Genomic DNA, 19,049 nt, shown 5'->3' with positions numbered 1-19,049 from the left:
GTTATGTCATGCATAGCACACCGAAGGCGTCCAGTGGATGACGCGCGCTTCGCCGCAAATACGTCGAGGTGTATTTGATTGAGGAGATGAAACAGAATGAAATATATTGTAGTTTTGGGTGATGGAATGGCGGATGAGCCCATCGGGGATCTGGGTAACAAAACTCCCCTGGAGTCTGCTGCAACACCTCAGATGGATGCACTGGCGGCTGTGTCAGAAATTGGACTGGTACATACCATTCCGGAGGGGATGAGCCCCGGAAGTGACACGGCAAATCTCTCGGTGATGGGGTATGATCCTAAGAAGTATTATACCGGGCGCTCACCTCTGGAGGCGCTGAGCATCGGAGTGCCCATGAAGGATACGGATGTGGCTCTTCGCTGCAATCTGGTAACCCTCTCTGAGGAGGAGCCCTATGCGCAGAAGACAATTGTAGACCACAGTTCCGGCGAGATCAGTACGGCAGATGCAACTGTCCTTTTAGATGCAGTGAGGGCCGGACTTGAGAGTGACCTTTATAAATTTTATGTGGGAACCAGTTACCGCCACTGCCTGATTTGGGATAAAGGTCAGGTGGTAAAGCTGACCCCTCCCCACGATGTGCTGGGGCAGGTGATTGGCCAGTATCTTCCAGAGGATGAAGCCCTCAGGGAAATGCAGAGGAAGAGCTATGAGATACTGGCAGACCACCCCATCAACAAAAAGCGCAGAGAAGAGGGGAAAAACCCGGCCAACAGCTGCTGGTTCTGGGGTGCGGGTACAAAGCCGATCCTGACTTCCTTTGAGGAGAAAAACCATAAAAGGGGTGTCATGATATCAGCAGTTGACCTGCTAAAAGGTATTGCCGTGGGAGCGGGAATGGACAATATATGTGTTGAGGGTGCAAATGGAGGCCTGAACACCAACTATGAGGGCAAGGCCCAGGCAGCTGTAGATGCTGTGCTGAAGGGCGGATATGATTTTGCGTATATCCATGTGGAGGCTCCCGATGAGATGGGACACCAGGGAAGCGTGGAGCGGAAGATAAAGGCCATTGAGTATCTGGACCAGAGAGTGATACGGCCTGTAAAGGAACAGATGGACGCCTCTGGCCAGGACTATCGCCTGTTGATTCTCCCGGATCATCCCACACCCATCCGTGTGCGCACCCACACCTCAGACCCGGTGCCCTACCTGCTCTATGACAGCACAGATATACAGGAGCACAGCTGGAAGTACAATGAGGCAGAGGCAGCAGGGAGCGGGAATGATATTGCACAGGGACACAAGATGATGGAGTATCTCTTCTCCAGGTCATAGAATGGTTCTAATGTGGTGCAGCAAGGTGAACGGCACGGTCTAAACAGTAGTTGTCCGTCAATGGCGTACAAAAGTACCAGGAGAAAGTGATTGAAAACAGAAAGGAACGTGTGCTAAAATACGTGTAATAACGTAGAGAGCGCATAATAGCAGAGGCGGTCTTAAACAGATTAGGATGGCCTCTGTTTTAATGCTATTGTATGCAAAGGGCTGGTGGCATCAGGTTTTTTGTATGCCACAGCGCGCGTACAGCAGTACAGGAGAGAGAAAATGTTAATTGTCAAAAAGTTTGGCGGTACCTCCGTGGGAGACAGAGAGAGAATCTTTCATGTGGCAAGGCGATGTATCGCGGAGTATCAGAAGGGAAATGATGTGCTGGTGGTACTTTCCGCCATGGGAAAGACCACGGATGAATTGTTGGAGAAGGCCAGGGAAATCAACCCCAGAGCCTCCAAAAGAGAGCTGGATATGCTGCTCACCACAGGGGAGCAGACCTCCGTTGCACTCATGGCCATGGCCATGGACGCCCTGGGTGTTCCAGCAGTGTCCCTGAACGCCTTTCAGGTGAAAATGCACACCACCTCTGTATATGGAAATTCCAGATTGAAGCGGATCGATGTGGAACGCATACGTCATGAACTGGAGAGCAGAAGGATTGTCATAGTCACCGGATTTCAGGGGGTGAATAAGTATGAGGACTACACCACCCTGGGCAGAGGAGGGTCAGACACCACAGCCGTTGCCTTGGCGGCCTCCCTGCACGCGGATGCCTGCGAGATCTATACGGATGTGGATGGTGTATACACAGCTGACCCCAGGATTGTAAAAAATGCCAGGAAGCTGGATGAGATTACTTACGATGAGATGTTGGATCTGGCCACAGCAGGGGCGGGAGTACTGCATAACCGCTCTGTGGAGATGGCGAAAAAGTATGGGGTGCCCCTGGTTGTGAGGTCCAGCCTGAACGAATCGGAAGGAACTGTGGTTAAGGAGGAAGTAAGTGTGGAGAGAACGTTGATCAGCGGGGTTGCGCTGGATAAAAAGGCGGCCAGAATTTCTGTGATTGGTCTAAGCGACAAGCCGGGAGTAGCTTTTAATCTGTTCAATACCCTGGCAAAAAAGAACATCAATGTGGATATCATCCTCCAGTCCATTGGGCGTGATGGCACAAAGGACATCAGCTTTACTGTGGAGGAGGACGAGGCGGACAATACGGTAGAGATCCTGGAGGCAAACAGGCAGCGTATTGGCATGAAGCAGGTGATTTGCAAAAAAGATATCGCAAAGATATCTATTGTGGGCGCGGGTATGATGTCAAATCCCGGCGTTGCGGCCAAGATGTTTGAGGCTCTCTACAGCGCAGGGATCAACATTAATATGATCTCCACTTCAGAGATACGCGTCACGGTATTGGTAAATGAGCAGGACGGTGAGCTTGCCATGAATGCCTGTCATGAAGCCTTTGGTCTGGCGGACTAGAATTCTGCTATAAAGCATTAAAAAAGCCCCTGTGGTCTTTGGGAAAAGAACGAGGGGTTTTTTAAATGCCTCAGTATGAAATAGAGCTGTCAGTGGCAGGCTATCTGCATTTACAGTTCACCGATCAAGTCACGGTAGAAGAGAAGCTGGGTCATTTCCATGTAGGGCGCTAGCCATAATAGCCCGATATAGCAGGTGAACACCGACAGCAGGAGCAGGCCAAAGAAGCTGATTATGAGATAAAAGTACCTTCCCTTATTTCCACGCATGAGTTCCTGACTTTCACGCATCAGCTCCCACACCCCTTTCTCCGGGTGGTCCAGATATAGATAAAATACCTGGGAGTAGGAGAACGTAAAGTAAAAAGCCAGAAGACAGCCGCCTATGAGCAGCAGGATACCCAGCAGTCGCACCATGAACAGCCCTGCAAAGTCACCGAATATCAGGAAAATGATTCCCGGAAATACACAGGCAGTTGCAATCAGGCCGATTAAGAGAGTCAGCAGGATGATTCGGTCCGGCTGATGGGAAAATCCAAAGAACAGATCTTTTAAACTGGTATCTCTGTGCCGGCTCATATTTAGCAGAAGATAAGCGAGTCCTGTTGAAAAAATTGCTGTCAAAAGGCTGACAATAATGGTGCAGATCATGTATAGTATAGAGGAGACTGTATTGGTCAGCGGAAACACAGCGGTGAGCACCATTGTGATTACACCCGAGACCAGACAGAGCAGGACATAGGCGCCCATGGGAAGGCCGTAGTGTCCTATTAATGTTTCCTTAGCTATACTTTTAAGTTCAGAAGAAGATTTTTTCATGCTGTATACTCCGTTCCTGTTTGTCTTATAAAATCAATATTGATTTTAGTATAGCATAGGGGAAAGGGAAAAATCAATTGAAATAATGTAACGGTTTATCACTTAGAAAGGAATGGGTTACTGTGAAATTGTGAACAGCAACCGGAAAGGACATCATGGAATATAGAGAGAAGGAACGCCGAAGCCTCTATGTCATCGGATTGGTCATGCTGGTCTGCATAGTTGTCTATATTATCTTAAACAGAGTGATTGGAATTAAACTAGAGGGCGTTCTTCCGCCTTGTCTTTTCCATGAGCTGACAGGGCTCTACTGCCCGGGGTGCGGCGGGACCAGGGCCTTTAGGCTGCTGCTGGAGGGAAAAGTGTGGGCCTCCCTATACTACCATCCCCTGGTGCTCTTTGGAGGAATACTGTATGTCTGGTTTATGGTGTCCAATACCATTGAATATGCTTCCAGAGGAAAATTTCAGGTGGGAATGAGGTACCGAAGCTGGTATGTGAAGGCAGGGGTAATCATTCTTGCTGTCAATTTCTGTATAAAAAATGGAGCAGTGCTGTTTGCGCACTACTCCATGATTGCCTGAGTCTACAGGTCATTTTCAAAATGATAGCTGTTCTTGGGTCTGGAATCGTATCCATTGTCATTCAGATAGCGGTCCAGAAGGTCATCAATGTCTTCTTCCCCGTCATAGTATCCCCGGTTGTAATACTCCATGTATTCTTTCATCTGCCGGCTGAAGCCCTCAGAACCCATGTAGGTGAGGTTTGCAACCAGCATTCCGATGGTTAGTAGAATGGTCAGCACAAGACCAGCGATGGAGAGGCCAAGACCTGTTTTACTCCTGCCGGACATTGTCTGATCCTTTCCCTTCGAGAGAATGGCAAAGAGGATGCCCAGGGCTCCCAGTGGGATGCTCACGTAAAAGCAGCAGCAGAGCACCAGAGAGATGATCCCCATCACCAGGGAGGCGGTGGACATGCTGTTGGGCTCGGACTGTTGGTAATTCACCGTATTGTTCAATGACGGGCCGTCAGTGTTCTGATAAGACCCATATTGAGGCGAAGAAGGCGGAACATAGGGCTCCTGAGGGGGATGAGGGTGTGTATACTCAGGGGCTTGATCCGCAGTGTGGGCAGAGGGGGTGTCTGATCCGGATTCGGAAGTAAGGTCAGCCTCGTTGGGAGCAGCCGCAGCAGTGTCCTCCCGGGGGATATCCGTCCATGGCTCATCGTTCTTCTCCGGTTCCTTTATGCCAAAATTGTTTTCGTTGTCCATAATCGTCTCCTCACTTTGTAATTCTCTCTCTATATACTATTTCAATCCATATGAGTTTGCAAATTAACCCCAAATAGCTTGCTATGCCATATTGCTGTTAAATTAATCTAATGATACCATAGACAAAAATGAAACTCAAGTGTTATAATAACCACCGAATAGAAATCAAGAGAAAGAGGTTACTGTGAACGTGTGAACAGTAACAGAAGGAGCAGACTATGGACATCAACAAAAGTCTTGCAGGAGAACTTTCTGTGGAGCTGTGGCAGGTCGAAGCCGCTGTCAAGCTGATAGATGAGGGGAATACCATCCCTTTTATATCCCGTTACCGCAAGGAGGTAACCGGATCATTAAACGATGAGGTGCTCAGAAAGCTTTATGAGCGCCTGACCTATTTGCGTAATCTGGAGGAGAAAAAGGCCCAGGTTTTGGCCAGCATTGAGGAGCAGGGAAAGCTGACTCCGGAACTGAGAAAACAGATCCAGGAAGCCCAGACCTTGGTGGTGGTGGACGATCTCTATCGCCCTTACCGCCCCAAGAGAAGGACCAGAGCCACGATTGCAAAGGAGAAGGGTCTGGAAGGCCTTGCCAACATCATTCTCCTACAGATGACGGACAAGCCTTTGGAGGAGGAGGCCGCTGCCTTTCTCTCCGAGGAAAAAGAGGTACGCACGACCCAGGAGGCCATTGCCGGGGCCATGGATATTTTGGCGGAATCCGTATCGGATGAGGCAGCCTACCGCATCCGTATCCGGGAAATGACTGTGAAGGAAGGACGCATGGTCTCAAACGCCAAGGATGAGAAAGCCCAGTCTGTCTATGAGATGTACTATGATTACGATGAGGCCATCCCCAAGGTGGCCGGTCACCGTACCCTGGCCTTGAATCGTGGGGAGAAGGAGAAGTTTTTGACAGTAAAGATCGAGGCACCGGAGGAACGAATTCTTTCTTATCTGGAGAAAAAGGTGATTGTAAGGGACAATCCCCGCACTACACCTGTGCTGCGTGCGGTTGTGGAGGACAGCTATAAGCGCCTGATTGCCCCTGCCATTGAGCGTGAGATCCGTAGCGATATGACAGAGAAGGCGGAGGATGGAGCCATCTCCGTGTTCGGCAAAAACCTGGAGCAGCTGCTGATGCAGCCTCCCATTGCAGGTCAGACGGTCCTGGGATGGGACCCGGCTTTTCGGACAGGCTGCAAGCTGGCGGTGGTGGACCCCACAGGGAAGGTGCTGGATACCACAGTGATCTACCCAACAGCTCCCACCACAGAAGCCAAGATCCGCTCTGCAAAGGATACCTTGAAAAAAATGGTTAAAAAATACCATATCACCCTCTTTTCCGTGGGAAACGGCACGGCCTCCAGGGAATCCGAGCAGGTGATCGTGGAACTGTTTAAGGAGATTGACGAGCCAGTACAGTATGTGATTGTCAACGAGGCTGGGGCCAGTGTGTACTCCGCCAGCAAACTGGCAACCGAGGAATTTCCAAACTTCGATGTGGGACAGAGAAGTGCAGCTTCCATTGCCAGGCGGATTCAGGATCCCCTAGCGGAGCTGGTGAAGATCGATCCCAAATCCATCGGTGTGGGGCAGTACCAGCACGATATGAACCAAAAGAAGCTGGGAGAGGCCCTGGTGGGTGTGGTGGAGGACTGTGTCAATAAGGTGGGCGTGGATCTGAATACAGCCTCCGCCTCCCTGTTGGAGTACGTGTCCGGCATCTCTAAGACAGTGGCCAAAAACATTGTGGCCTACCGGGAGGAGAACGGCCGGTTCACCAACCGCAGGCAGCTTTTGAAGGTGGGAAAACTGGGGCCCAAGGCATTTGAACAGTGCGCCGGTTTCATGAGAATACAGGGCGGGGACAACCCGTTTGATGCCACCAGCGTACATCCGGAGAGCTATGAGGCGGTCAGGGGACTTCTGGCAAAGCTGGGCTGTGTGCCTGAGGATATCACATCCGGAGGACTGAGCGGGATCTCCAAAAAGGTGAGAGACTACAAGAAGCTGGCCACAGAGCTGAATCTGGGAGAACCTACCCTGAGAGATATTGTGAAAGAGCTGGAAAAGCCGGGAAGAGACCCCAGGGATGAGATGCCAAAGCCCATCCTCAGGAGCGATGTGCTGGATATGAAGGATCTGACCCCCGGGCTGGTGCTCAAGGGAACCGTGCGAAATGTGATTGATTTTGGAGCCTTTGTGGATATTGGGGTGCATCAGGACGGACTTGTGCATATCTCAGAGCTCAGCAGTAAAAAATTCGTAAAGCATCCCCTTGAAGTGGTCAGTGTAGGTGATATAGTAGATGTGAAAGTGTTGAGTGTGGATCTGAAAAAGAAACGGATCTCACTGACTATGAAGCTGTAGATTGGCGCAGGCGTCAGGAGTCAAAATATTTTTTAACCTCAACATCATAATTATAGAAGAAAAGAAAAAAGCGGGCCGGACGGCAAAGAACCGGCCACAAATGTAAGGAGGTAAGATGGAGCAGAAAAAAAAGACGGTTTACCGTATGGATTTCTGGATTCCCTTTCTTTTGTTTTCCCTGCTGTTTTTATTTAAAATCCTGGCAGTGATTGAAAACAGAACCATGCCGCTTATTTTTGATGAGTTTAAATATGAAAAGATGAGCAGGCTGCTTTTGACAAAGGGGGGCTACCACAGTGTACAGTATCCGCTGTTTTACCCCCTGACTCTGATGCCGGCCTATCTGTTTGGCGAGCATTATTATGTGGCTATGAAGGTGTTGAACTGTCTGTACTCCTCCTTTGTGCCGGTATTTGCCTATCTGATCTGCAGGCTGTACATGAAGGAGACGCCCAGCGGCATCTGCGCCGCGTTTTCCGCGGTCATTCCGTTTCATTACATTACGCCCATGTGCCTCATGAGTGAAAATCTTTACTTTCCAATGTTTCTTTTGGCCGTCTATCTCACTTTGCGCAAGCACAAGAGAGAACTGCTGGGAGACCTGGCCCTGGGGGTGACCCTTGGTCTTATGTTTATGACCCGCCATATCACCCTGGTGGTGATTCCGGTGTTTGCCCTTGTCTGGCTTATGAAACAGAAGGAACTGGGCAAAAAGTGGGGGATCATTTTCGGGAGGGGATTTCTGATTGTCGCGGCCCTGGGGATTGCCTATTCTCCCTGGGTGTACAATGGCATAAAAGGCGGATACAGTCTGAAAATGATCGTGGGCTTTTCCATTGCCTCCAAGACGAATCCGGAGCAGCTGACCCTGGCGCGGCTGGTGCAGTCCGGGGCGTACTACGCAGGATATTTTGTACTAATCATAGCCCCTGTGCTGGGCCTTGCAATCCGGTCCTTCAGGGCTCTGGACCTGGGCTTTAAAAAGATCTGCAGCGCTTACAATCAGCTCTGGGTGATCGTCTTCGGTCTGGCGGGAGCCTTCTTTGTGGCTGTGACACGCCATTCCTGGCGGGCTTACTACAACTATCCGGAGTTTGCCAAGCTGAAAGGGAGATATATTATCTACTTTACCGTTCTCTTTGTGATTCTGGCTGCTGTGGTGCTGTTTCAGAAAAAGCCGAAGTTTAAACACAAGTGGCTGAACGTGGTTCTTACCTATATACTGCCTGCCGCTTTGATCATTGTCTCCTATCTTGTGGAGGTAAAGCAGGTGTGGCATGCTCTGCCGGGGGGATTTATCGATACCTACGAGTGTTCCGATATGCGCAAGATTTACTTTATGGGATGGGCCTTTGTGATCATCGTTCCGTTTGCGGGCTGGATTTACCAGTATATAGCTGATTTTGGGAAGGAGCGGTACAAAAAGTATCTTCCTGCAGCCTTCGCAGTGGTGATTTTGGCAGTGGAGCTCTGGGGGGCCGCCCCGTACCTGAGTATGGTCCACAGGGGAAACGAGAGGGCCAAAGAGACAAATCAGCGCTATGCCAATGAGATGGCAGCCACGCTCACCCAGTTGTATGAGGGAAAGCGGATGTATGTGCTGGGTGAAAATCTGCCCAATGCCAAGATCATGCCACATGTGCCCATATTTTACCATCTGGACAAGGTATTGCTCTCGGACGACAGGGAGGATATCAAAGCAGAGCAGTATTACGTCCTGACAGACCAGCCGGAAAAATACGAGGAGATATTAAAAGAAAAGATTGCTCAGTATGACTGGGAAGATAAAACCTATGAAATGATTTTGGTGGATGAGTCGGGAAAATAGAAGGTTGATATTTTTGAGGAGGGAGACAGAGCGAAAATCTGTCTCCCTCCTCTTGATTTGCATACCGTTTTCATATAAGATGATGGTATTAGGATATTCATTGAACAAAAGTGGGGGGAACTATGAGATCAAAAAGGATAGTTATGGGTGCAGGGGTTGTGCTGATCTTCCTGATCTGCCTGACGGGGTGTGGAAAGGGAAAGGCAGAGGAGCAGCAGGAGGGCCGGGAGAAAGAGATACTGCGCATGGTTGGGCTGAATGTGGGAAAGACCGTTTTAGAGGAGGCAGTCCGGGAGTTCAACGAGGGGAATGACCAGGTGGAGATAGCGTGTGAGTACTATGATATGGAGGAATACAAGAGCGCTTTGGCCCGGAAAATGGCGGTCAATGAGGAGCCGGACATGTTTTTTGCCTGGCAGTCCGGATTCTTGGAGGCCTATGTGAACCGGGATAAGGTATTGGCCCTGGATGAGTTTATGGATGCGGAACCAAAGTGGCAGGAGTGGTTTACGAAACAGGATCTGACGGATGTCTCTTTTGGCGGAAGTATCTATGGGATTCCGAGCACAAAATGCATTACCCTTGCGTTTTACAATAAAGATCTTTTTCAAAAATATGGGGTGGAAATTCCCCGTACCTATGAAGATTTTCAGGAGGTCTGCCGGACCTTTAAGGATAATGGGGTGACACCTCTGTATCTGAACAGCATCCCATGGGTGGCAGGTCAGATGTTTCTGCAGGTGCTGATCGGCTCCTGCGGGCAAGAGATGATCAGCAGCCAAAGCCTCGAAGAGATTCCATGGGGATCGGACAAATTCCAGAGTGCAGCCCAGCAGTTGGCAGACTGGTACCGGAAGGGCTATATTCCGGAGGACTTTTTGGGAATGGAAGGGGAGCAGGTAGAGGTTCAGGATACAGCCATCTACATCACAGGCAACTGGCTGGCCAAAATGATGGATGAATCCTGGGGCGCATTTTTGATACCTTCAGAAGATGATGAGAATGAAGGCATAGCCATAGGCGGCAATGACCGCTGCTATGCCATCTCAAAAACCTGCGGTAATCCTGAGGAGGCGTTTGCCTTTCTGGAACTGCTCTCCAGCGAGAAATACCGCAGAAAGCTTCTTACGGAGGAGGGCATGATTCCCGCAGGGAAATTGGATGTTGAGGAAGCGGGACTCACTGAGCTGGAGAGGAGATGCTATGAGCTTATGCAGGGTACCAAACAGTTCTGTCTGAACATGGATGTGCGTTTTGGACCGGAATTCGGGGATTTATTTAATGAGAGTGCCCAGGCTATTATCGCGGGGGAAGACTGCGGGGAAGTGCTGAAAAACCTGGAGCAGTTTGGTAAACAGGAAACAGAGGAAGAGTGAGGGAGGAGAGTGCCTTGTTACGTTTGATTATTGCAGATGATGAAGAGTTTATACGCAGGGGCCTGATGTCCCTGAAATGGGATGAGCACGGAATACAGGTGGTATATGCAGCCAGGAATGGGTTTGAGGTACTGGACTTTTTAAAGGAAGACACAGCTGATATTCTGCTGACCGATATCCGCATGCCTGGAATGACGGGATTGGAATTATCCAGGCAGGCGCTGGAGTTGTGTCCGGAGATGAAGGTGATTCTGCTCACCGGTTACGGTGAATTTGAGTATGCCCAGGAGGCTGTTAAGACAGGTGTGTTTGACTATGTGTTAAAGCCCAGCACGCCGGGAGAAATCTTTGCATGCGCGGAGGCAGCGAAAACCAGGATTCTGGAAGAGCAGAAAAAGAAACGAGAGATGGAGCTGATTTTGAAGGAATTGGATCATTATGCGGCTTTAAGTGCCACGGGGCAGATTCTGGCCACAGAACCGGATACAGAGAGTGAGGAAGTGCTTACAAAGACCATCCTCCGCTATCTGACCAGTCACTATGCGGAAAATGTGACATTGTCCGCTCTGGCCGAGGTGACTCATTTTAATACGGATTACCTGAGCCGGTATATTAAGCAGAAGACAGGCCAGAATTTTCTCTCTATTTTGACAGGAATACGCATTTCCCATGCTGCAAAGCTGCTCATAAGCACAGATTTGAAGAATTATGAGGTGGCTGAGCGTGTGGGAATACACGATGAACGCTACTTTGGCCAGGTATTTAAAAAGACTTACGGTATGACACCCAGCCAGTTTAGAAAAACCCGCAGGAAGGAAACGGATGTGGAGCGTTTGATAAAGGATGAAGATGAAAAATAAGAAATTTTACAGCTTTCGCTATAAACTGATGATACTCTGTATGGCGCTGACTATTATCCCCACCTGCCTTATGAGTACCTTTCAGTATCACTATTCCAGCAGCCTGGTGGAGAGGCAGACCCAGGATTATCTGAGAGATGTGGTGGACTGGACCTATGTAAAGGCCTCCGATTTTGTAAAAGAGGTGGATGACATCACCTTCAGTATGATCAGCAACATGACGATACAAAATATCCTTTCAAACCTGGGTCAGACCCTGGGGAGATTTGAGAAGTATAAAATGGTGGAAAATCTGAAAGACCAGATGTCCTCCTACGCACTCCTGAAAGACTACATATCCAATGTGACCATTGTTACGGACGACGGCGCTTCCTATTCCTACAATAAGACCAGAAGCACCTCTGATATTGATGTGGATCAGGGGGAGGTGTATGAAAAGAACGGAAGCATGGTCTGGAGGCTCACGGACCAGGATCAGCAGGAGCTGGTGGTTGCCAGGAAAATAAATTCCCTGAAAAGCAGCAAAAGCTTGGGATATGTGGCTGTGACAATAAAGGAGGAGGCAGTCAACGAGCTGGTAAATGCCTTCAATAAGATTGAGGGAGGTAGGATTTATCTTCTGAACGAGGGAGGACGGATCATAGCGGCCCAGGACAAGGAACTGCTGGGGTCCAGGTTAACAATGCAGGACCAGGAAGGATACACTCTGTATACCAGCGGGGGGATGGAGAATGGCTGGACGATACAGGCAGCCGTATCCACAGGCTACTTCCGGCAGAATGTCAGAAACTTACGTAATGTCTTTTATCTGGTGGCCTTCACAGCCGCCCTGGTGGTTGCTCTGGCGGCTGTGAGGCTGTCAAAAAGTGTGACAAAACCCCTGGTCACTCTGTCAAAGCGGATGGAGAAGTTTGGACAGGGAGATTTCGGTGTGCGCTGTGATATAGAGACCAACGATGAGTTCGGGATGGTGGGGGATACCTTTAACCAAATGGTGGAGAAGATCCAGTACTTATTAAGTGAGGTCTATGAACAGCAGCTTCTGAAACAGAAGGCAGAGATGCAGTCCTTACAGATGCAGATTAATCCGCATTTTCTCTACAATACCTTAGAGACCATCAACTGGATGGCGCGGATGCAGGGAATTGATGAGGTGGGAGAGATCGCAGCCTCACTGGGCAATCTCATGCGCTTTGCCCTGGCTCCGGACACTTATATTACCCTGGAACGGGAGGTGAAAAGCCTGCAGGAATATATCCGTATCCAGGAATACCGGTATGGGGACCGGCTTAGGGCGACAGTGCTTATCCCAGAAGAACTGTATGGCTACAGCATTCCAAAGCTGGTGGTGCAGCCCATCCTGGAGAATGCCATTGTTCACGGTGTGGAGGACAAGATCGGAGATGCTCAGGTGACAGTGACAGGAGAAAAGAAAGAAGATGTGCTCTATATACGGGTTAAAGATAACGGAATCGGAATGCCATCTGAGATCATTGAACGGATCTACCGGAGTGATCAGAGCGTAGAGAAGACAAAAGGCACCAGCATAGGGCTGCGCAATGTGAACAGGAGGCTGAAGATGCACTATGGGGAGGAGTTCGGCATCCAAATCAATAGTGTGATGAACGAGGGGACGGAGGTGACATTGAAGCTGAGATCCCAGTTGTACAGCGAATTGACAAGGGAAGAGAGCAAAAAGGGTGAATTGCTCACAAAAGAAGATTGAAATGGCAGTGCCAGGACCTTATGGTTTCGTGATAGTGACAAGAAAACGAGACCATGAGGTCTTTTTTTTAAACATTTCGGTCAAAAATCCCCATGGAAGGAAAATCGGTTCTAAAGGATAATAGTATCAGAACTAAACGTGCACGGGTTCAATAGTAAAAATACGGAACTTTAAGTTCTGCAAATACAAGGAGGGAACTTTATGAAAAGGAAGGCAATGAGTTTGCCGAAAAAAACAGTGTCCTTTATCCTGGCATCCGCAATGGTTGTGGGAAGTCTGGGATACGCAGCACCCATTCGAACAGAGGCTGCCGGTGCGGCACAGAAAGAGGAAAGCACCATCCTGTTTACTCCTGCCCCGGCAGGCCATGTATATGCTGGAATGCCGTTGTTTGACGGAAATCCGGATCACTATGAACAATACCTGGATGCAGTGATTGACTATATCGGGCTGGAAGGCTCCGCCAGGTTCGCCTTTGATACACGATATGACTATGTGCTGAAAGAGGGAAAAAATGCGGGAAAAACCATACCAGGTTCCCTGACATTCACGGACTGTGTCCAGGGTGTGTCAACCGATTTCCCGGCCATCATAGGTCTTGGACAGAGCTGGAATAAAGATCTGGTGGAAGAGGTGGGGCATGTTCTGGGAAATGAGCGGATCAACAAAGTAGACTACAGCGATCTGTCCAATATCAATGTCATGGCGTGTACAGCTACCAGTGACCTGCGTATCAATCCCTTAAGCGGACGTTTCGATGAGGGATTTGCGGAGGACCCCTATCTGGCAGCCACCATGGTAAATGAGATGGCAACGGGTGTTTCGGGAATTAATGCTGAAGAAAACAAGGATGGATTCTGGCAGAAGGCGGTGGTAACCACGAAGCATTTTACCACATACAATGCACAGACCTTACGCACCACCACCAGCAATAATGCCAGCGCCAGAACGCTGATGGAATATCAGCCCCAAAGTGCTTTAAAAGGATTTGAGTCAGGTGCGGTCAGCGGATTTATGAGTTCTTATGGGAGGACAAATGGAATTCCGAATATCATTTCCCCGCTGATCAATTTTGCAAAGAGCATCGCACCCTATGGTCTGTTCAGTGTCACGGATGCAGGTTCTGTGAGCAATCAGAGTTCCTATGGAAATGGATTTGACTCCGGATATGTTTTAGCGGAAAATCAGCATGGTTCCAATTACTCTGCAATCGGCGCCATGATGGCGGTTGCAAATTCCTCGGGAGCCAGCACCACGAGACAGGGAGACGAGAGCTTCTGGACCTTGGTGGAGCAGGTGAAGGCCGGCACATACGGCGTTACCCGGGAGGATGTGGAGAGGGTAGCCAGAGACCAGATCGGACAGCTGGTGCGCTGTGGTGTGCTCAATGAGAACATAGAAGACTATCCCTTCTACGATCAGTCCAAGGGGGTAGGCAGGACAGACGACTTCAATAATACGTACAACCAGGAAGTAGCCCTTAAAGCTGCCCAGGAATCCATCGTTTTACTGAAAAATGATAAGAACGTACTTCCCCTCAATAAGGATGCCTCTGTATATGTCTCAGGTCCCATGTCGATCACGCGCTTTAAGACCACTTACGCGGTAAGTAAATCTCCTGAGATTGAAAATGCGCTCTACTCCTCCGCAGCCGGGATCAAAGCAGTGGCAGATGAGGATAAAGTAAAGTACAGTGCGGACGGGCAGATCGTCAACATTAAGGCTTCAGACGGAACATATATCGCACTGTCCCAGGACGGTAAGTCCCTGGTGACTGTGGAGGATAAAGAAAAGGCGGCTAAATTTGAAAAGTATTCCTGGGGACAGGAAGGTTATACCTACAAATGCCTGGACAATGATAAGTGGCTTAAGGGAGTGACTTCAGGCGGCGGCTGGGGAGGCGGCGGAACCTTCAACGGCATTGAGGCAAGCGGAACCGAGTCCCTGGAGCAGGTTGCAGGAGAGCTTGGTGCAACCTATATCACAACTACCATGCCGTATCGCTTCCGTGTGGAGAAGAACCAGGACAATACCCTAACCTATGTAATGGAGTCCTTCAGCGAGAGCTTTATGGGCAGCGGGCCAACCCAGGGATATTATCAGAATGGACGCTACATGGCGGTAAAGGACAGCGGCGAGCTAAGCTTTACGGACAAGCTGACCAACGTAGAGACAGCGAAAGCCCTGAGGACAGAGGCAGCGAAGTTTACGGAGGAGATTGTCAGCGATTACGGCAGCGAAACCATCGCAAGCGGCAGCGACTATGCAGTGGTAGTGGTGGGAGCCCCCACAAGGCACAGCTCAGGCGAGGGATGTGACCGGTCAGATCTTCACTTAGGGGAGGGGCAGTATGAGCAGGTGGCAAATGTGGCGAAGGCATACCCTGGCAGGACCATCGTAATCGTACAGACCAACTACCCAGAGATCATACAGGAAATCAAGGACAACAAAAATGTGGCAGCTATCCTGGTGCAGCCCTATGCGGGACAGTACGGCGGCTATGCCCTGGGACAGGTGGTATACGGAGACGTTGCCCCCACGGGAAAGCTGAGTGCTACCTGGTACAACACCAATGATGTTCTTCCAGGAATCAGTGAGTATTCTATTGCGGAGGGAAACAGCCTGACGCTGGAGAACATAGATCCCAGATTTACCACAGACATGACAAATGCAGATCCTGCTGAGACAGGATTGACTTACATGTATACAGACACAAAAGATGTGACCTATGCGTTCGGAAGCGGCTTGACTTACTCAGACTTTGCCTTCAGCAATCTGAGCGTGCCAGATTCTATCACAAGCGATACACAGAGCTTTTCGGTTTCCGTGGACGTGACAAATACCGGAAAAGTCGGCACCTCAGAGGTGGTTCAGATCTACATGGCAAATCCGGACTCTGCCTACGGCGGGTACGCGCCCCAGACCAAGCTGGTTGCCTTTGAGAAAGTATTTGTGGAGGCGGGCAGGACAAAGACTGTGGAATTGATTGTAGACGCCGATGACTTTGCAGTGTGGAACACCAACGGACATAAGTATACGGTTGAAGAAGGTAACTATCAGGTGATGGCAGGAAGCGCCTCTGACAAGATTCTGGCACAGGGGAATCTGGTTGTGGCTGGTGAACAGATCGGCATCCTGGATGCCTCACAGCCGGTCAGTGTGTTTGACAGCAGCTTCGCCAGCAGTGAAGTGGTGTACCGTGAGGTGTCTAAGGCGCATACAGCAGAGGCCCTGGCAAACGCTTCCAGAGACAACAAAGAAAATGCAGCCGCCAATGTGGCATCCGGATACTATGCAGTGATGGCAAAGCAGGACGGCTCCTGGGTGGCAATGAAGAATGTGGACCTAAATGGCGTGAATGCCATAAAAACGAATGTGGCCAGCAGAAACGAGTACTCCGCTATTGAGGTGAGAGCAGATTCTGTGGACGGAGAGTTGATCGGAACAATTGACTTTTGCATCACACCGGTCAACGGCTATACGGCATTGGAAAACGGTGATGATCCGGATGCAGCCATAGACCTTCCCGTGCGGGAGCTGGGCTATCAGGATGTGATAGTAGACCTGGATGGTGAGTTGGCTGGTATACATGATGTTTACCTGGTTTTCAGAAACGCGGATGCCAGAATCAATACCATACAGTTTGAAAAGGCACAGAGAGCAAAGACAGACACAACAGTACTGGCATCTCTCGTGGAAAAGATAAGCAGCCTTGCATCAGGTGGCTATACACAGGAATCCTTTGCAAAGGCAGCCCAGGCTTTGGAGGCAGCTAAACAAGTTTTGAACAACTCCTCTGCATCCCAGGAGGAGATTAATAAAGCAGCAGCCTCTCTGGTAGATGCGCTGACCGGTTTAAAACCTGCTGGGACAGCGGCAGCGTCTGCAGATGTGACGGCTCTGGCGCAGGCAATACAGAAAGCCAAGGAAGTGAAACGCAGCCAGTATACGAAAGAATCCTTAGCGCACATGGATGAGGCGCTTGCGATTGCAGAAAAGATGAGTTCAGCCGGGCCTGGGAGAGAGCTTCAGGGCGTGGTGGATGTGATCGCGAAATCCCTAAACGATGCGGTAAACGATCTGGAACTGAAAAAGGGACAGAGGGCAACTGCGGGAAGACTTACCTACAAAGTGACATCCTCTGTGCAGAAGACTGTATCCGTAGTAAAGCCGGCCAAGAAGACGGAGAAGACAATCCGTATTCCAACCACAGTAAAGATCAGTGGAAGAACCTATAAGGTGACAGCTATCGAGGCAAAAGCATTTAAAAATAACAAAAAGCTCACAACCGTTAAGGTTGGCACAAATGTGAGAAGTATTGGGAAAGAAGCCTTTGCAGGCTGTTCGAGATTAAAGAGGATCACCATTACATCCAAAAAACTCACAAAAGTGGGCAGTAAAGCGCTGAGAGGAATCTACAAAAAAGCAGTAGTCAAGGTACCCGCGTCCAAGGTGAAGAAATATAAGACACTCTTTAAAAGCAAAGGACAGAAGAGCTCTGTAACCATAAAGAATTAGTAAATGGAAACCAACCGGGCGGCCAAAGGGGCCGCCTGGCAGAAACAAGACAGGAGGATTTAATGATGAAAAAGAAAGTGGTTAGTATTTTATTATCAGCGGCACTGGCAGTTTCATTGGCGGCCTGCGGAAACAGTTCGCAGACAGGGGCCACGGAGGGAAAGAGCGATACTGGGAGCACCACAGCAGAATCAGCGGTATCTCCGGACACGGACGCAGACAAAACGATGGAGGGAGCAGGAGAAACGGAGGGAAAGGAAAGCAATGATGTCGGCGCAGAGCCTGTGACCATTAAGGTGTTCTCAAATCTGACTGACCGTAAATCAGGACAGGGATTTGTGGAGCAGACCCTCTTTGACCAGTATATGGAGGAAAATCCCAATATCACAATAGAAGTCGAGGCGTTGGATGATGAGGCGTACAAAACAAAATTTAAAGCCTATGCGTCCGGAAGCGGGATGCCGGATCTGGTAAATGTTTGGGGACATCCCTCTTTTTTGGATGAGGTGATCGCAGAGGGCCTTTTGGCAGAGCTGAACACGGACGACTACGCTGACTATGGGTTCCTGTCCGGATCTCTGGACGGATTTGGCAAGGATGGAAAGCTCTACGGACTTCCAAGAAATACGGATGTTATGGCTTTCTATTACAACAAAGCTATGTTTGACGAGAACAACTGGGAAGTGCCCCAGACCTATGACGAGTTGATTCAGCTGGCAAAGGATATCTCTGGCACGGGTTTGATTCCCTGCAGCATGGACGGAGCGGACAAGTGGCCCATCTCCATTTACTATCAGGATATTGTAACCAAAATATTAGGCGACAGCCAGCAGGATGTGAGAAACTCTGTAAGCACCGGCGATTTTGGCAATGAGGCCTACTTAGAGGCAGCCCAGCTGCTGCGGGAGACCGTGGATGCAGGTATGTTCCAGAGTGGCTTTGAGACCACAGACTACGGGACCTCCATGAACCTCTTTGCCAACGGACAGGCAGCCATGTTCTACATGGGAAGCTGGGAAATGTCCATGGCGACCAATGAGGATGTGGCGGAGGATGTGCGAAGCAATATCGGCGTATTTATGATGCCGGTGGTGGATGCATCGGCCAGCAAGGTGACGGACATTGCAGCCTGGAACGGAGGTGGTTACGCAGTTACAGAGAATTCAGCCGTGAAGGAAGAGGCGGTCAAGCTTTTGAACTACATGTTCCTGCCGGAGAACTGGTCAAAGATTGCATGGGAGAATGGTGTGTGTATGTCAGCGCAGAATTACTCTGATTTCCTAACCGGTTCGGAGACAGATGTTCAGCTTGCGTTTACTGATATCATAGACAGCGCAACCAGCATTACAGGTGTTACCTTCAATGACCTTGGGAACGCTGAGTTTAAAACCAACAGTGAGGATTTATCCGCAGAGCTGGCCATCGGAATGGTTACCCCGGAAGACTTTATTTCACAGCTGGGAGCAGCAGCTGCAAAATAAAGAAAAAGACGGGGCGCAG

12 protein-coding genes are annotated in these 19,049 nt (G+C 49.6%); 10 read left to right on the top strand and 2 right to left on the bottom strand.

The annotated features are described in order from the left end of the window. Positions 1-96: 96 nt before the first annotated feature. Both AC0THY_RS18980 and AC0THY_RS18975 read left to right on the top strand, forming a co-directional pair. Entirely contained in the window at positions 97-1,299 is a 1,203-nt protein-coding gene (locus AC0THY_RS18980) for a cofactor-independent phosphoglycerate mutase (protein ID WP_489992146.1), read from the top strand. A 270-nt stretch (positions 1,300-1,569) separates the two neighbouring features. Then, entirely contained in the window at positions 1,570-2,778 is a 1,209-nt protein-coding gene (locus tag AC0THY_RS18975) for an aspartate kinase (protein WP_489992145.1), read from the top strand. A 110-nt stretch (positions 2,779-2,888) separates the two neighbouring features. On the opposite strand, the gene AC0THY_RS18970 is transcribed toward AC0THY_RS18975, so the two are convergent. After that, positions 2,889-3,596: a DUF975 family protein gene (locus AC0THY_RS18970; protein WP_489992144.1), complete on the bottom strand. Its 708-nt coding sequence runs from the start codon at positions 3,594-3,596 to the stop codon at positions 2,889-2,891. Positions 3,597-3,751: 155 nt separating this feature from the next. On the opposite strand from AC0THY_RS18970, the gene AC0THY_RS18965 reads away from it, so the two are divergent. Then, positions 3,752-4,180, top strand: a complete 429-nt coding sequence (locus AC0THY_RS18965; protein WP_489992143.1) for a DUF2752 domain-containing protein — start codon at positions 3,752-3,754, stop codon at positions 4,178-4,180. A gap of 2 nt (positions 4,181-4,182) precedes the next feature. Here AC0THY_RS18965 and AC0THY_RS18960 read toward each other — a convergent pair whose 3' ends face one another. Then, positions 4,183-4,872 (bottom strand): hypothetical protein, encoded by a 690-nt coding sequence (locus AC0THY_RS18960; protein WP_489992142.1) that lies wholly within the window; start codon positions 4,870-4,872, stop codon positions 4,183-4,185. A gap of 218 nt (positions 4,873-5,090) precedes the next feature. Between AC0THY_RS18960 and AC0THY_RS18955 the strand changes: the two genes are divergently transcribed. The 7 genes from AC0THY_RS18955 to AC0THY_RS18925 all read left to right on the top strand — a co-directional run bounded on the left by AC0THY_RS18955 (position 5,091) and on the right by AC0THY_RS18925 (position 19,030). Beyond that, a complete protein-coding gene (locus AC0THY_RS18955) occupies positions 5,091-7,241 on the top strand; it encodes a Tex family protein (RefSeq protein ID WP_489992141.1) in 2,151 nt (716 codons plus the stop codon). Between the two features lie 115 nt (positions 7,242-7,356). After that, positions 7,357-9,069: a hypothetical protein gene (locus AC0THY_RS18950; RefSeq protein WP_489992140.1), complete on the top strand. Its 1,713-nt coding sequence runs from the start codon at positions 7,357-7,359 to the stop codon at positions 9,067-9,069. A 122-nt stretch (positions 9,070-9,191) separates the two neighbouring features. Continuing rightward, a complete protein-coding gene (locus AC0THY_RS18945) occupies positions 9,192-10,445 on the top strand; it encodes an ABC transporter substrate-binding protein (protein WP_489992139.1) in 1,254 nt (417 codons plus the stop codon). Between the two features lie 14 nt (positions 10,446-10,459). Continuing rightward, positions 10,460-11,305 carry a response regulator transcription factor gene (locus AC0THY_RS18940; protein WP_489992138.1) on the top strand — a complete coding sequence of 282 codons (846 nt, stop codon included), beginning with the start codon at positions 10,460-10,462 and terminating at the stop codon, positions 11,303-11,305. After that, positions 11,295-13,031: a sensor histidine kinase gene (locus tag AC0THY_RS18935; RefSeq protein WP_489992137.1), complete on the top strand. Its 1,737-nt coding sequence runs from the start codon at positions 11,295-11,297 to the stop codon at positions 13,029-13,031. Before AC0THY_RS18940 ends, AC0THY_RS18935 begins: the two co-directional genes overlap by 11 nt. A gap of 201 nt (positions 13,032-13,232) precedes the next feature. Further along, on the top strand, positions 13,233-17,549 hold the full coding sequence (locus tag AC0THY_RS18930; RefSeq protein ID WP_489992136.1) for a glycoside hydrolase family 3 C-terminal domain-containing protein: 4,317 nt from the start codon (positions 13,233-13,235) through the stop codon (positions 17,547-17,549). Between the two features lie 62 nt (positions 17,550-17,611). Further along, positions 17,612-19,030 (top strand): extracellular solute-binding protein, encoded by a 1,419-nt coding sequence (locus tag AC0THY_RS18925; RefSeq protein WP_489992135.1) that lies wholly within the window; start codon positions 17,612-17,614, stop codon positions 19,028-19,030. The last annotated feature ends 19 nt before the right edge of the window (positions 19,031-19,049 follow it).

The sequence above is a fragment of the Ruminococcus sp. 8Y-12 genome, assembly GCF_058119865.1.
The sequence above is the reverse complement of the archived record's forward strand: the minus strand, read 5'-3'. Positions and strand labels throughout refer to the sequence as shown.